Source organism: Nevskia sp. (genome assembly GCF_023266035.1).
GTDB lineage: Bacteria > Pseudomonadota > Gammaproteobacteria > Nevskiales > Nevskiaceae > Nevskia.
Genome location: NZ_JAHFRY010000015.1, coordinates 15,738 through 30,261, shown reverse-complemented (window position 1 = coordinate 30,261; position 14,524 = coordinate 15,738). Strand labels below are relative to the sequence as shown.

Below are 14,524 nucleotides of genomic sequence, written 5' to 3'. Positions count from 1 at the left end.
TTCGCTGGAAGGAGAACCGCCCCATGACCCGCACCACGACCAGCCGCCCGCGCATGGCGGCGATCTACGCGCCCGGCACGGTGCGCGCCCGCCGCTGGCGCGGCGATGGCGACGTGTGCGGCTACCTCCCGCCCTCGGGCTGGACGACGCGCGCCGACCTCGCCGACATTCACCCCATCACGGGACGCGCCTTGCCGCGCGCCGTGTGGTGGCTCATCAAAACGAAGGAATAACCGCGATCAGCACCGCGCCCAGGCCGTTCCGTCCTGGGCGCGGTAAAAGCCCAATCCGGGCGCGGCGGTGGCCGCGCCCGGTGTTGAAGGCCCAACAGCTCCATCAGAACGCCGCCGCCTTCGCTGGCACTCAGGCGGCGGCGTTGAAATTGCCGGGCGTCACGCCCGGCAACGCGCTGTCGGGTTTTCCGGCTGCGCCTCATGCCGTCTTTGCTGTTGTTATAATATAGCCCCCTAGACTATATTAATTGTCGGCTGTCATGTCCCATACCTCTCGCCAGAAAGACAAGCTGGTCGCCCGTGTTCGCCGCATCAAAGGGCAGTTGGAAGGCATCGAGCGCGCTTTGGAATCAGACGCGGCGTGCGTGGAAGTGCTACGCCAGATCGCGTCAGTGCGCGGCGCGGTCAATGGCCTGACCGCCGAGGTGATGGAAGACCATTTGCGCGAGCACGTCCTGGAAGTTGAAACGGACAAGGAGCGCCGCCAGGGCGGCGAGGAAATGGTCGAGGTCATCCGAGCCTACATGAAATAAACCCGCCGCCCGCCGGCGACCTTTTCCAGATGACAGGGACTCCCCGATGACAATGACCTATACCCCCTCGGCCTCAGGCCACGACCATTTCTTTCTCGGCAGCGACCACCAGCGCAATGAGCGCAAGGTGTGGCTGGTGATCGCTCTCACGGCCAGCATGATGCTGGTGGAAATCGTGGCCGGTTCGATCTACGGCTCCATGGCGCTGGTGGCCGATGGATGGCATATGTCCACCCATGCGGGCGCGATGCTGATTACCGCGCTGGCCTACCGCTTTGCGCGCCAGCATGTGGGCAATCCGCGCTTTACCTTCGGCACGGGCAAGCTCGGCGATCTGGCCGGCTTCGCCAGCGCGATCGTCCTGGCCTTGATTGCCCTGCTGATCGCTTGGGAAAGTCTGGTACGGCTCACCCAACCCATCCATATCGACTTTAACCAGGCGATCGCCGTGGCTGTCGTGGGCCTGGGCGTCAACCTGGTCTGCGCTTGGCTGCTGAAGGACGACCATGCGCATCACGGTCACAATCATGGACATCACCACCACGATCACGACCATCATGTGCCAGGCAAGAGCCGCGACAACAATCTGCGCGCCGCGTACATCCATGTGTTGGCCGATGCGCTGACATCCGTATTCGCCATCGTCGCGCTGCTGCTCGGCCGCAGCTACGGCTGGCTGTGGGCTGATCCGGTCATGGGTGTGGTGGGCGCGCTGGTGATTGCCCGCTGGTCATGGGGGCTGATCCGGGACTCCGGCAGCGTGTTGCTCGATGCGGCAGTCGAGGGCGAGGAAGTGCGGCAGGAGATTCGGGAGGCCGTGGAGCCGACGGGAAGCGAGGTTACAGATCTGCATGTCTGGCAGGTGGGGCCAGGGCATTTCGCGGCCATCGTCTCACTGGTGGCTCGGGAGCCCCAGGAGCCCGCGCACTACAAGGCACTGCTCGCGCATATTCACGAACTGTCGCATGTCACGATCGAAGTGCAGCGCGGGGCCGCATGAGCATCGGCGTCACCTTGAAGGCTTGGGCCAGGCGGATCAAGCGTGATGGCGTGACGCTGTGGTTTGCCGGCAAGCATCCCGGCACGCCTTGGTATGCCAAGGCGCTGGGGCTGTTCGTGGTGGCCTATGCGCTCAGTCCCATTGACCTGATTCCAGACTTCATTCCGGTGCTGGGTTATGTGGACGATGTGATCTTGTTGCCCGTGCTGATCTGGTTGACTGTGAAGCTGCTGCCATCCGATGTGCTGGCGCAATGCCGTATTCAGGCCGATGAATGGATGCTGGCGGAAGGCGCCAAGCCGCGGAGCCGGTTCGGGGCAGTGATGATCGTGGCGCTGTGGCTGGTGATGGGGGTGGCATTGTGGTTCTGGCTCATGCCGCATCTTTAGTTTTTCCTGAGGGCATATTGAATGGCATGGGCGTGTCGGCGCGAAGCGCCGCCGGGCTTTCGAGCTGCGTCCCGTGCTTCGTGCCGAATTACGGCCATTCGGCTTCAATCCCTTGTATCTTTGAAGTGCGTGTTCGGCAATGCCGTCACGCCCGGACCTGCCAGGGTTCGGGGTTGGCCGCAGCATGTAGCCCGTCATCCCTCGGTGCCACTTGAGCCCGTGCGTGAGTCCTGGGCGCATGCTCGCGCCCGATCTCTGAAAGCCCGAACAGTTGCGTGAACGCCGTTCGCATTTGCAAGGAAGGGACGCGGAGATCATGGCCAATCAAGTTGCAGTCGGTATCGACATCTCCAAGAAGACCATGGATGTAGCCATCGGGCACGAGCAGTCCACGGCCATATTCAGTAACGATGGTGCTGGGCACCAAGCGCTGATCGCAGCGTTGAAGAACCATCCGGTCTCGCTGATCGTGATGGAGGCGACTGGACAGTACCAACTGGCCTGTGCTTGCGCTCTACAAGCTGCGGGATTCGCTGTCATTGTCATCAACCCTCGGCAGGCCCGGGACTTCGCCAAGGCCATGGGGCGATTGGTCAAGACCGACAGCGTGGATGCCAGGATGCTGGCTGAACTGGCGCAGGTGCTGAACCAGCGTCCTGATCGAGATCGCTTCATCAAACCGATGCCAGACCAGGTACAACAACACCTGCATGCACTGGTGCTTCGACGGCGGCAGTTGGTACGCTTGCTGGTCAGCGAGCGCCAACGCAAACACATGGCGCATCCGGAGGTCGTGCAAGATATTGCGGAACTGATGGATATGCTCGCGACGCAGCTTGAGGCGCTGGATCGAAGGATTGCGGAGCATCTGGCTCAATACCAGTCCGATCTGGCCACATTGCTCAAGAGTGTCAAGGGAGTTGGCCCGGCGACGGCTGCGACGCTGATTTCCGAGCTGCCGGAGCTTGGCCAGCTCAAGGCCAAGCAGATCTGCGCGCTGGTAGGTGTCGCACCGATGAACCGGGACTCAGGCCAGGCTCGCGGTAAACGCATCATTTGCGGCGGGAGGGCTACGGTCAGGAGCGCGTTATACATGGCCGCCATCGTTGCCATGCGGCACAACGCCGTGATACGGCGTTGCTATGAGCGCCTGCTGGCGGCTGGCAAGCCGAAGAAGGTTGCCATCGTGGCCTGCATGCGCAAGCTGCTGATCATCATGAATGCCATGGTCAAAACCGGGCGGCCATGGAATGACCAGCCTGCTCCGGCGTGACTTTCTATATGGTGGGCGGTAGTCACCATGCCCGGCCTGCGCACTGCGCCGACTGGCTTCAGATACCGATCGCCATGACCCAGCCCGCCAGCCCGGCCAGCAGCACCACGAGCGCTGGAGGCACGCGACCCACCGTCAGTAGCCCGAACGCAAGCAGCGCCAGCCCAAAATCCGCCTTGCCGTGGATGGCGCTGGTCCACATAGGGTCGTACAGGGCCGACACCAGAATGCCGACCACGCCAGCATTGATGCCTGCCATGGCCGTCTGGATACCCGCGCGGTGGCGTAGCCCTTCCCAGAACGGCAGCGCGCCGACCAGCATGAAGAAGGCCGGGAGGAAATGATGCCCAGCAGGGCCAGCCCGCCGATCCAGCCATGCAGCGGCCCGTGGGCGACCGCGCCGAGATAGGCCGAGAACGTGAACAGCGGTCCCGGCACTGCCTGCGCCGCGCCGTAGCCGGCGAGGAAGTCAGCGTTGCTGACCATGCCACTGGGCACCACGGTGGCCTGCAGCAGCGGCAGCACGACGTGCCCACCGCCAAAGACCAGCGCACCAGAGCGGTACACCCCTTCCAGCAGCGCGACCGTGGACGAGCCCGTGGCAGCGGCCCACAGGGGCAGCCCGACGAGTGGCACTGCGAACAGCAGCAGCGCCACGATGCCCAGCTTGCGCGAAACCGGGTAGCTGTGGGCCTGGCCGCCGCCAGGTTGCGCGATCTTCAATCTCCACCAGCCCAGGAATCCCGCCGCCGCGATGGCGGCAAGCTGTCCCGCGGCTGAGGGCATGATCATGGTCAGCAGTGCCGCCAGAATGGCCAGGGCGGCACGGGGCCGGTCAGGACACAACGACTTGGCCATGCCCCATACGGCCTGCGCCACGATGGCCACGGCTACCACCTTGAGCCCATGGATCCAGCCGGACTGGGCCAGCCCGTGGTACTCGGCGATGCCAAAGGCGAACAGGATCAGCGCAATCGCCGACGGCAAGGTAAACCCCGCCCAGGCCGCCAGCAGCCCCAACCAGCCCGCGCGGCCCAGCCCCAGCGCCATGCCCACCTGGCTGCTGGCCGGCCCTGGCAGGAACTGGCACAGGGCGACCAGATCGGAATAGCTGCGGTCGTCCAGCCAGCGGCGGCGCTCGACAAACTCCGAGCGGAAATAGCCCAGATGCGCGATCGGTCCACCGAAGGAGGTCAGTCCCAGTTTGAGGAAGGCGCCGAAGACTTCGACGGGTGAGCCACGTGCGGCTGCGGCCTCATGCTGCAAGGTGTTGGTGGAATCTGTCATCTGTGCATCGCCTCCCCGGTGAATTCTCGGATGCGTTCCTTGGCCAGCGCCAAGCCTTCATTGCCCTTGGGTGTAATCGTGTAGAGCTTGCGCACGGTGCGCCCCTCACGCTCTTGGCGGGAGACGAGGTATCCGTCGCGCTCCATCTTGTGCAGCATTGGGTACAGCGTTCCAGGAGACAGGCGGTAGCCGTGGTGGGCTAACTCGTCGATCATCCATTGCCCATAGATCTCCTGCTCGGCCGCGTGGTGCAGCACATGCAGGCGGATCAGCCCTGACAGCAGGTCGTGGTGCTCCATGGCGCGGGGTGTTGGTTGCTCTTTCATATCGAATAACGATAACGAAAGTCGATATTATCACGGCACGCAGATGCCCCGAAGAGGCGCGCCTCTTCGGGCGCGCTTGGGAGGCTTGACTTTCAAGACAGTTGCTCACGCCTTCGCGCCTGCGCTTGCCTCCTGAGGATCGGCGCAAGGCTCATCCCTGCCGCGCGGTGCTTGACGCCCGTCGAATACCGCCGAACCGGCAACGCCGGATCGGCCAAGCCGGCGCCCCCGCCGCGATGGGCGGGGAACTGGCGAATACGCTGGAGCTTGCTGCGGCAGGTTGTACGGATGCGTGCCGTCCCCGACGCTGACGGTTCCTGCCCATCACGTTACGAAGGACGGTTCACGGGCATCCCGCCCGGCATCGCTATGGAGCTTCCATGCCACGCCTCAAGACTGGCGCCGCAAGGTGTGACCGGGGCGTTCTCGCCCGTCATTGGGGTGTTGACCTGGCCCGCGTCTGGGAGCGAGCCAGTGCAGCGTTCGTGCGGGGATGCCGAGTCAGCCCTGTCTCCTTTCGAAGCGGTTCGGCCCAAGGCGTCCTTGTCTTGTTGTGAATCCTGGCGGTGGCACGGCTGCGCCTCGGGCTTTATGGCTGCAACCGTCCGGCGAAAACAATTTCCCCCTGCGCTGCGCGCATTCCTCGCGGGACAAATTCTTTTCGCCTCCCGGTTCTCCACTGCGTTGCGACCGCAAGCGGTGCAGCCAGCCCGTCTCCCGCCGGTCGGATCACAACAAGGACGCGATGGGCGCGAACCTTGTTCAATCGTAAGGAGATTCATCATGGCAACCATCGGCACCTTCACCGCGGACAAAGACGGCTTCACCGGCACGCTGCGCACCCTGACCCTCAACGTCAAGGCCAAGCTGGTTCCCAACGACAAGGGGGACAACGAACACGCCCCCGACTTCCGCGTGCAGGCGGCGGGCTTCGACATCGGCGCGGCGTGGAAGAAAGTCAGCAAGGCCGAACGGCCCTACGTGTCCGTGACCCTCGACGATCCTTCGTTCCCAGCAACGGTCTATGCCCGGCTGATCGAGGAAGAGGACGGCACGCACACGCTGATCTGGTCGCGCAGCAAGCCCCAGGCGGCCTGATGGCCGCCAGCGCCCCGCCCACGCGGCGGGGCGCCGTGCCGCTTTCGCAGAGCTGCATGGAAGCCTGGTCATTGCAGGAGCGTGGCCCATGTTGGGCCGCTTCTGTTGAGGCATGGGGCGAGTCTGCGGCTGCAAGAACGGCCGGGCGTGTCGGTGCCTTGCACCGCCGGGCTTAGCTGGCTGCGCCCCGTGCCGTCTTTGTCGTCACGGCCATTCGGCGCCAATCCCTCACGCCTTCGCGCCTGCGGCGCTGCGCGCGTCGCTTGCTCCAGGGGATCGGCGCAAGGCCCATCCCCGCCGCGCTGCACTTGGCGCCCCTTGAACACCGCCGAACCGGCTTGCGCCGGATCGGCCGGGCCAGCGCCTACGGCGGGGCCGCCGCTGCGAGCTGGCTTTCAGCCTCGCTCATTAGCACTGCCGTGCTGCATTCGAGCGCGCCAGCGATCTTGAAAATGATCGCCAGCGTGGGCATGTGCTCGCCGCGCTCGATCTTCCCCATGTGGGAACGCTCGATGCCGGCCTGGTGTGCCAGCGATTCCTGCGCGATGCCGCGCTCCATCCGCAGAGCACGCACCGCCGCGCCGAAGGCGTGGGCCAGCTCGGCGTCATGGGTGGTGGAGCCGGCCGGTCGGCCGCGCTGGACGGTTCGCTTCTGCATAGACAGAAGCGTCAATTCGCAGCACAATTAAAACCACGTTATCTTTAACTCATTCATTCCGAATCAATCCTTTTTCGTGCTTCTACGTCTTTACAGAAATACGCATTTGCGGTTTTTCACGGAAGCACAAAACCGAATCCGTGCATTTCCTCAAATCCGCCGATACGGCTTTACGCTTTCACGCTTCGGTGGATTTGTTCCAAGAAAGGGCTGCCCATGAACCGACTCATCACCGAGGACGAGCGCAGGCAGTTGCTGGCCCACGGCCAGAATCGCGCCGCTGGCGGCTCCATCGACCCGTTGCCCGTGGTGCGGTTGTTCACGCCGGACGCGCATCTCACTTGGCTGCTGGCCGCGCTCGATCCGGCCGATGGCGATACGGCCTTTGGCCTGATCGACCTGGGGCTGGGAATGCCCGAGCTGGGCACCGTGAAGCTGTCCGATCTGGAATCCATCGTCGGGCCACGCAAGCAGCCCGTGATGCGGGATCGGTATTTTCAGGCGGCACGCCCGCTGTCGGAATATCTGCGGCTGGCCCAGGAGAATGGTTCCATCCTCGATTGAACCGTTCGCACTGCGGCCAAGCGGGGCGTATTGGGACTATTTCAGTCTTATTCCAGACCTGTCCGGTCTGAATCCGCACTCTTGCATTCAACCCGTGCTGGTGTGACCCAATCAGTCACGATCTTTTATGCGGGTACGGGCACGGTGTTTTGTGCCGCATGACGTTGTCGGGTCGGGCGGTCGTCGCATTCGGACGGGATTCGCAATACACCGGAGCCAATCAGTCTTGACACCGCATGTTACATGCTTGAATTGATGCAGATGATGGTTTTGATCTGGATGCGATAGCTTCGTTTTGATCGGCCCGTGGCGACGTTCCTGCTGTTCGACAGGAGCTTTCGTCATGGTCAGCCCTCACCATTTCCCGCACTGGTATCCCACCGCCGCCTACCTCTACGTTCTGCGGCTCGATGCACTCGCACTGGCCTGGGAGTACCTGCGGCGCCATCCCGACTACCGGCTCGACTGGCTGCACCGTCATCGCCGGCCGCAGGCGGCACAGCACGCGGCGCATCGCTGGGGCTTACGCCTGCTGGAAGACCCAGCCTTGGATGCGCGCGACGCGCATCCGGCCTGGCTCCCCGGCCATGCCGGCGTGGTGCAGCTCTACCCCGATGCCGACCCACCGCAGAATGCCACCGCCTTCGCGTTCTGGCGCATCCCTGGTCACAAGCAATTGATCCACGATGGCAAGCGGCTGGTGCTGATCGCGCGCAGCCCTGGCCATTGCCTGCGCTTCGCGCTGGCACCCGGCCTGGAGGACGGCATGGCTGTCGCCTATGCCCATCACGGCGGTGCTGCCGCACCTGCACGCGGCCATGCGCCCGGTGCGGCGCTGGCCAATGCTCGGCCCCGGCCATCGCATTCGGCCTTGCTGGAACTGCACACCTTGCAGGCGCTCGACGCAACCCTGGCGGGTGCGTCCTTGCGCGATGTGGCCGAAGGCTTGTTCGGCGTGGATGCCGCAGCCGGTTGGTACAGCGACGGCGGCCTGCGCTCCAAGGTGCGCCGCCTGACGCGGCGCGGCGATGCGCTGATGCGCGGCGGCTATCGCCGCCTAGCACAGCTTGCGCCGCTTGAGAAGGGTCGTTTTGAAGGCCACGCAAAACGACCCTGAGCAAGAGAGCTTCATTTTCTGAGACTGCCTCCATCCGGTTGCGCTGTGTGGCCGGAGCCCTGCAACCGATGGAGGTTCTCACCATGCGTCCTGCTCCCTTGCGGCCTGCCGCCGCTCCCGCAACCACCTCGGCCGCTGTCGCGCAACCGCAGCGTTATCTCACCAACGACGAAGCCGCCGACTACCTGCGACTGTCACCGCGCACGCTGGAAAAGCAGCGCGTGCTGGGCGGCGGCCCCAAGTTCCGCAAATTCGGCCGCCGCGTCATGTACGCCGTGGCCGATCTCGATGCCTGGGCTTCCGAGCGCAGCTTCGAGAGCACATCCGATCCCGAGTACGCCGAGCAGCATTCGGCGGACAGCCGTGCGCGCTGACCGCTGGCGCGCGGGTGGCTTTCGCCATGTCCAGCCCTGCGCTGCCGTCCCGGCAGCGGCTCGTGCCAGAGCGCGAACAGCTCGACCTGTTCCGTGCCCTGCCGGGCGACATGGCGCCGCGCGACAGCCAGGATTTGATGGCCTTTCCGTTCTTCTCGCTGGCGAAGTCGCGGCGCGTGGCGCCGATCGACTTCCGCGCCAGCGGCATCACGATCCGCGTGGAGGGAACGCAGGAGCATGGCATCGCCACGATTTGGGATGCAGATGTGCTCATTTGGGCGGCTTCGCAGATTGTGGAGGCGCGCGACGCGGGCTTGCGTCCATCGCGGCTCATGCAGGCCACGCCCTACGAGATCCAGCGATTCATTGGGCGCGGTACGTCGCTGCGCGACTACCAGCGCCTCAAGGCGGCCTTGGATCGCCTGCAATCCACGACGGTGGCCACGTCCATTCGGGAGACCACGGGAAGACGGCTGCACCGCTTCTCGTGGATCAACGAATGGAAGGAACTGGCCGATACCAAGGGCACGCCCTTAGGGCTGGAGCTGATCCTGCCGGACTGGTTTTACGCGGGCGTCATGGATGCCGCGCTGGTGCTGACCATCGACCCAGCGTATTTCCGGCTCACGGGCGGCATCGAGCGATGGCTGTACCGGCTGGTGCGCAAACACGGCGGGCGACAGCCGGGTGGTTGGCAATTCGATTTCCGACACCTGTATCGGAAATCGGGCAGTGCCACGCGCTTCTCAGACTTCGCCTACGACCTGCGCGCACTGGTCGCGCGGCAGTCGCTGCCCGGCTACGTCCTAGGCATCGAGCGGATGCCGGACAACAGCGCCGAGCTGCTGACCTTCCGGCCCGTGCCGTTCGCGGCACGGGGATAAACGGTGCGCAGCTTGTGGACGGGCTCGTGCTATCAGGAGTACGAGGTATCGTGCTATCGGGAGTACGACTCTCGTGCTATCAGGAGTACGGATCGGCCGCAAAGCCAATAACGGCGCGGGTTTCGGCCTCCCCTAACTTCCCTAACTTAAAACATCTAACTGGTAGTAGAAGCGCCGCACCTCGGTGGAAAACCGCCACGCGGCGCGAAGCACAGCGGCAACAACCGGGCTTTCCAACAGGGAGGGCCAGGCCATGATCGTCGCGCTGCTCAACCAGAAAGGCGGCGTCGGCAAAACCACGCTGGCTACCCACATCGCTGGCGAGCTGGCGATGCGCGGCCAACACGTCGTGTTGCTGGACGCCGACCCGCAAGGCTCCGCGCTGGACTGGACGCAGCGCCGCAGCCAGCAAGGTTTGCCAAGGCTGTTCAGCGCCGTGGGCCTCGCACGCGAAACGCTGCACCAGGAAGCGCCAGAACTCGCCAGGCGGGCCGATCACGTCGTCATCGACGGGCCGCCGCGCATCGCCGCCTTGGCGCGCTCCTCGCTGCTGGCGGCCGAGCGCGTGCTGATCCCGGTGCAGCCCAGCCCCTACGACCTGTGGGCCAGCGCCGAGATGGTGGCGCTGATCCGCGAGGCGCAGGTGTTTCGGCCTGCGCTGCGCGCGGCCTTCGTCATCAACCGGCGCGTGAGCACCACGGTGATCGGACGCGAAGCACGCGGCGCGCTGGCCGAGCAGCCGCTTCCTGCGCTGCGCGCGGAAGTGCATCAACGCATCGTGTTCGCCGACAGCGTGGCTGCTGGCCGGCTGGCACGCGAGACGGCGCCGGACAGCGTCGCCGCGCGCGAAATCACCGCACTGGTGGACGAACTGCTGCGGTGGCCGACATGAGCAGCCCCGCCAGCAAGCGCACGACAAAGCGCGTCGGCATCGGCGCGCGTCCGCCCGCGAATCCGCACGCCGAGGCGTGGATTCGCCAGGGCGACGCCGATGCGCTGGGCAAGGGCGACCTCTACACCGCACGCCTGACGCTCGACATCACGCCCGCAATGCGGGCGCGCATCAAGGTGTCGGCGTTCACGCAAGGCGTGACGGTGGCCGAACTGCTGCGCGGCCTGCTGGAGCGCGAGTTTCCAGAACAACGCAGGGAGAACACACCATGACCGCATCCGCTTCGTCTGCCCCCGCGCCTGTTGCCTTCGCGGCCACGGCTGCACCGTCGCCGCCACTCCTAGCACACGCGACGGGGCCAACATCAACGCCGCTAACGCGCGTTTCGCTGGCCTTCCTGGAGCACCGTTTCAAGCTCTACCTGCGCTTCGGCGAACCGGCGCGCACGCTGCGGCTCGACCGCTGGCGCAGTCTCGCCGTATTCATGCCGAATGCCATGTTCTGCCGCATTCGCTGGCAGTCCACCGACTACGGCACTGTTCGCTGGCAGCTCATGGTGATGCAGGCTTGCACGCCGCTGGACGCGGCGCAGCGCATCCCCGGTGTGCAGCCGGGCGCACGCCTGCTGCTGCACACCGAGGGCGAGAACCAGGTGCGCGCCGTGCTGGAGCGCATCGACGCCATCGAGGCGCTGGGGATCGCGCCATCCGCCGCTTCACCCGCGTACTGGCGCACGCTCGCCAACCGGCTCGCTGCGCGCCTGCCGCTGCCCGAATACACCGCCGAGCGGCACGCCGGATGGCTCATCGGGAGGGCGCTGCCATGACCGCCGTTTCGACTGTCGGCACCGCGCCGCGTCCTCGCTCACGCCTGCGCGCTCGCATCGTGCTCGCGTGCCTGTCTGCCTGCGGCCTCGCTGCGCTGGCCTGGGCGTCCTTCGTGCATCCGCTGCCGCGCATCATCTACAACCCGTCCGACAGCGTGGCGGTCGGCTGGTATCGCGTGGAACCGCTCCACCAGCGTACCGACTCGCTGCACCAGCCTTTGTCCGTTGGCAGCATCGTCTTGACCACGTTGCCGGCAGACACCGCCGCGCTGGCCGCGCAGCGCCGCTACCTGCCGGCGCGCGTGCCGCTGCTCAAGCGCGTGGGCGCCGTCGCGCCGCAAACGGTGTGCGTGTTTGATGCGCTGGTCTGGATCGACGGCGTGCCGGTGGCCGCCGTGCTGCCCGCCGACCGGCTGGGCCGTCCGCTGCCTTCCTGGCGGCAGTGCCGCCAGCTTCGGCCTGGCGAACTGTTCCTCTTGAGCGTGACCAACCCGGCGTCGTTCGACAGCCGGTATTTCGGGCCGGTCAGCGCATCCGCCGTGATCGGCGTCGCGCATCCGATCTGGCTGGAATCCCGCCCATGATGGCCGTCGATTCGCTGCACGTTGCCATGCATCTCATCGTGCCATCGGGCGTGTCGTCCTGCTGGTCGTCGCCGTGTCGTCGCGCGTGCAGTGCGGGTGCATTCGCACCGCACTTCGCGCTGTCTCCGGCGCAGCCGTCCAACGTGCAGGCGTCTTGCCTCGAACGCGCCCGGCCTGCGGCCGTATCCGCGTTCGCCGGCGCGCTGGCTGCTGGTGCAGCAGCGCCACCGGGCCGCGATTGCCGGGAGCGGATGCGGGAGGCAAATGCGGAAGGCAAGACAAAAGGGTGCGGCACCTGCCTGCCCGCAAAGCCAGTCTGCACGTGGGGGTGGCGCGGCACGCAACGGCTTCGCCGCCGTGCCGCTGGGGGTGCGTGGCCCGCGCCAATGCGGGCTTGTCCGCGTGCTTCGCACGACGGACTACGCCCCAGCTTTCAGGGAGAGAAGTCATGACCAACCGCCGCGACGACGATTTCCGCATCCGCCCGAACCCTCCAAAGACTCCGAAAAACCGGGGCCAGAGCTTCATCGCCAAGGTGCTCCAACAGACCGGCAAGGCCAGCAGCGGCAAGTCCTCGGTGCGCCGCCCGGCATCGGCTGGCGGCGGCAAGACCACCGGCCCGCGGCCTGGCTCGCGCCTGGGTCGGGGCCACACAGCGGCCCGCTTCGCCGGGGCCAAGCTGACGCCCATGTCGCGGCGCGTGACCATCAAGACACTGCTGGTCAACCAGCAGCGGGCCAGTCCGCAGTCGCTCGCCAAGCACCTGCGCTACATCGAGCGCGACGGCGTGGGCCGCGACGGCGAACCGGGTCGGGCCTATGGGCCGCAGACCGACAAAGCTGATCTGGACGCTTTCAAGGAGCGCTGCGCCGATGATCGGCACCACTTTCGCTTCATCGTCTCGCCCGAGGAAGGGGGCGAGCTGGAAGACCTGCGCACCTACACGCGGCACCTGATGGGCCGCATGGAGGCCGACCTGGGCACGCGGCTGGAGTGGGTGGCCGTCGATCACTGGAACACCGACAACCCGCATACCCACCTGATCGTGCGCGGGCGCGATGACACCGGCAAAGACCTCATCATCGCGGGCGATTACATCGCCGATGGCTTTCGGCATCGCGCCGCCGAGCTGGCGACCGAATGGCTGGGGCCGCGCACCGAACAGGAGATCCGGCGCACCCTGGCCCGCGAAGTGGAGCAGGAACGGTGGACGAGCCTGGATCGTATGCTGGAGCGCGAGCTGGGTGACGACGGCCGGGTGCAGATCGAACGCTTCAACGAACCGCGGCTGCAACGCCAGCGCCTGCTGCTGATCGGCCGGCTGCAACGCTTGCAGCGCCTGGGCCTGGCCGACGAGATGCGGCCCGGCACCTGGGCCGTCCATGCCGACGCGGAAAAAACGCTGCGCGCCCTGGGCGAGCGCGGCGACATCATCCGCACCATGCAGCGGGCCATGCGCGGCGAGCCGCGCGAGCTGGCGGTATTCGAGCCGGGCGACGACGGCCGAACCATCCTCGGCCGCGTCGCCGCAAAGGGGCTGGCCGACGAACTGCGCGACCGGGGCTATCTGGTCATCGACGGGGTGGACGGCAAGGCCCACTACGTCGCGCTCAACGCCCGCGACGAGCTGGCGAACTATCCCGCCGGCGCCGTGGTGGAGGTGAAGGGATCGGCCGCCGTGCGCGCGGCCGACAAGAACATCGCCGCGCTGGCGAGCGATGGCCTGTACCGCACCGACCACCACCTTGCCATCGCGCAGGGTCAGGCCGTGCCCGGCCGCGATCCGCAGGAAGTGGTCGCGTCCCACGTCCGCCGGCTGGAAGCCTTGCGCCGTGCCGGTATCGTGGAACGGGTGGCCGAGGGGCTATGGAAGGTGCCGGACGACCTGCCCGAGCAGGGCCGTCGCTACGATGCGCAGCGCCTGGGCGGCGTGGCGGTGGAGCTGAAATCGCACCTGCCCATCGAGCGGCAGGCCCGCGTGATCGGAGCCACCTGGCTCGACCAGCAGTTGATCGGCGGCGGCTCGGGCCTGGGCAACCTGGGCTTTGGCAGCGAGGTCAACCAGGCGATGCAGCAGCGCGCCGAATTCCTGGCCGAACAGGGGCTGGCAGAGCGGCGCGGGCAGCGCGTAATCCTCGCGCGCAATCTATTGGCGACACTACGCGATCGGGATGTGATTCGGGCTGCCAAGGATATTGCCACCGAAACCGGGCTGGAACACCGTCTGGCGGCCGATGGCCAGCGCGTGACCGGCATCTACCGGCGCAGCCTCATGCTCGCCAGTGGCCGCTTTGCCATGCTCGATGATGGTATGGGGTTCAGCTTGGTGCCATGGACGCCGGTCATCGAACAACGACTCGGCATGCTGATTTCTGGGCAGGTACATGGTGGCACCCTATCCTGGCAAATCCGACGGCAGCAGGGTTTATCCGTTACCTGACGCCAGCAGCGATTGAGCACCTACCGACCGGATGCGTCTACAGCCG

At 65.8% G+C, this 14,524-nt stretch carries 17 protein-coding genes and 1 pseudogene; 15 read left to right on the top strand and 3 right to left on the bottom strand.

What is annotated here, in order from left to right; genetic code table 11:
- Window positions 1-23 precede the first annotated feature (23 nt).
- The 5 genes from Q0D45_RS03585 (at window position 24) to Q0D45_RS03565 (ending at window position 3,428) form a co-directional block, all read left to right on the top strand.
- Window positions 24-233, top strand: a complete 210-nt coding sequence (locus Q0D45_RS03585) for a hypothetical protein (RefSeq protein ID WP_012202398.1) — start codon at window positions 24-26, stop codon at window positions 231-233.
- Between the two features lie 260 nt (window positions 234-493).
- A complete protein-coding gene (locus tag Q0D45_RS03580; protein WP_012202397.1) occupies window positions 494-766 on the top strand; it encodes a metal/formaldehyde-sensitive transcriptional repressor in 273 nt (90 codons plus the stop codon).
- Between the two features lie 46 nt (window positions 767-812).
- Window positions 813-1,766: a CDF family Co(II)/Ni(II) efflux transporter DmeF gene (dmeF, locus tag Q0D45_RS03575; protein ID WP_012202396.1), complete on the top strand. Its 954-nt coding sequence runs from the start codon at window positions 813-815 to the stop codon at window positions 1,764-1,766.
- On the top strand, window positions 1,763-2,155 hold the full coding sequence (locus tag Q0D45_RS03570) for a YkvA family protein (RefSeq protein WP_012202395.1): 393 nt from the start codon (window positions 1,763-1,765) through the stop codon (window positions 2,153-2,155). The genes dmeF and Q0D45_RS03570 overlap by 4 nt, the downstream gene beginning before the upstream one ends.
- Before the next feature lie 316 nt (window positions 2,156-2,471).
- Window positions 2,472-3,428: an IS110 family transposase gene (locus Q0D45_RS03565; protein WP_024570162.1), complete on the top strand. Its 957-nt coding sequence runs from the start codon at window positions 2,472-2,474 to the stop codon at window positions 3,426-3,428.
- A gap of 58 nt (window positions 3,429-3,486) precedes the next feature.
- On the opposite strand, the pseudogene chrA reads toward Q0D45_RS03565, so the two are convergent.
- Together chrA and Q0D45_RS03555 are read right to left on the bottom strand one after the other, a co-directional pair.
- A pseudogene (chrA, locus tag Q0D45_RS03560) lies at window positions 3,487-4,715 on the bottom strand (chromate efflux transporter).
- A complete protein-coding gene (locus Q0D45_RS03555) occupies window positions 4,712-5,014 on the bottom strand; it encodes a PadR family transcriptional regulator (protein ID WP_019043445.1) in 303 nt (100 codons plus the stop codon). The pseudogene chrA and the gene Q0D45_RS03555 overlap by 4 nt, the downstream one beginning before the upstream one ends.
- 810 nt (window positions 5,015-5,824) lie before the next feature.
- On the opposite strand from Q0D45_RS03555, the gene Q0D45_RS03550 reads away from it, so the two are divergent.
- Window positions 5,825-6,139 carry a DUF736 domain-containing protein gene (locus tag Q0D45_RS03550; protein WP_016451571.1) on the top strand — a complete coding sequence of 105 codons (315 nt, stop codon included), beginning with the start codon at window positions 5,825-5,827 and terminating at the stop codon, window positions 6,137-6,139.
- A gap of 364 nt (window positions 6,140-6,503) precedes the next feature.
- Here the strand turns inward: Q0D45_RS03550 and Q0D45_RS03545 are convergent, their stop codons facing one another.
- Entirely contained in the window at window positions 6,504-6,797 is a 294-nt protein-coding gene (locus tag Q0D45_RS03545; RefSeq protein WP_012202393.1) for a helix-turn-helix transcriptional regulator, read from the bottom strand.
- A gap of 216 nt (window positions 6,798-7,013) precedes the next feature.
- Between Q0D45_RS03545 and Q0D45_RS03540 the strand changes: the two genes are divergently transcribed.
- The 9 genes from Q0D45_RS03540 (at window position 7,014) to Q0D45_RS03500 (ending at window position 14,478) form a co-directional block, all read left to right on the top strand.
- The gene (locus tag Q0D45_RS03540) at window positions 7,014-7,361 is read left to right on the top strand and encodes a DUF2958 domain-containing protein (RefSeq protein ID WP_012202392.1); all 348 of its coding nucleotides are present in this window, start codon (window positions 7,014-7,016) and stop codon (window positions 7,359-7,361) included.
- Window positions 7,362-7,704: 343 nt separating this feature from the next.
- Complete coding sequence (locus Q0D45_RS03535) at window positions 7,705-8,478, top strand: DUF2285 domain-containing protein (RefSeq protein ID WP_016451570.1); 774 nt, start codon at window positions 7,705-7,707, stop codon at window positions 8,476-8,478.
- A gap of 83 nt (window positions 8,479-8,561) precedes the next feature.
- Entirely contained in the window at window positions 8,562-8,852 is a 291-nt protein-coding gene (locus Q0D45_RS03530; protein WP_016451569.1) for a helix-turn-helix domain-containing protein, read from the top strand.
- 26 nt (window positions 8,853-8,878) lie between these two features.
- Window positions 8,879-9,736 (top strand): replication initiator protein A, encoded by an 858-nt coding sequence (locus Q0D45_RS03525; RefSeq protein ID WP_012202390.1) that lies wholly within the window; start codon window positions 8,879-8,881, stop codon window positions 9,734-9,736.
- Window positions 9,737-9,989: 253 nt separating this feature from the next.
- Window positions 9,990-10,628, top strand: a complete 639-nt coding sequence (gene parA, locus Q0D45_RS03520; RefSeq protein WP_012202389.1) for a ParA family partition ATPase — start codon at window positions 9,990-9,992, stop codon at window positions 10,626-10,628.
- Window positions 10,625-10,900 (top strand): hypothetical protein, encoded by a 276-nt coding sequence (locus tag Q0D45_RS03515; RefSeq protein WP_012202388.1) that lies wholly within the window; start codon window positions 10,625-10,627, stop codon window positions 10,898-10,900. The genes parA and Q0D45_RS03515 overlap by 4 nt, the downstream gene beginning before the upstream one ends.
- The gene (locus Q0D45_RS03510; RefSeq protein WP_012202387.1) at window positions 10,897-11,454 is read left to right on the top strand and encodes a DUF2840 domain-containing protein; all 558 of its coding nucleotides are present in this window, start codon (window positions 10,897-10,899) and stop codon (window positions 11,452-11,454) included. The genes Q0D45_RS03515 and Q0D45_RS03510 overlap by 4 nt, the downstream gene beginning before the upstream one ends.
- The gene (locus Q0D45_RS03505; protein WP_012202386.1) at window positions 11,451-12,038 is read left to right on the top strand and encodes a S26 family signal peptidase; all 588 of its coding nucleotides are present in this window, start codon (window positions 11,451-11,453) and stop codon (window positions 12,036-12,038) included. The genes Q0D45_RS03510 and Q0D45_RS03505 overlap by 4 nt, the downstream gene beginning before the upstream one ends.
- Window positions 12,039-12,486: 448 nt before the next feature.
- A complete protein-coding gene (locus Q0D45_RS03500) occupies window positions 12,487-14,478 on the top strand; it encodes a relaxase/mobilization nuclease and DUF3363 domain-containing protein (RefSeq protein ID WP_154163147.1) in 1,992 nt (663 codons plus the stop codon).
- Window positions 14,479-14,524: the final 46 nt, after the last annotated feature.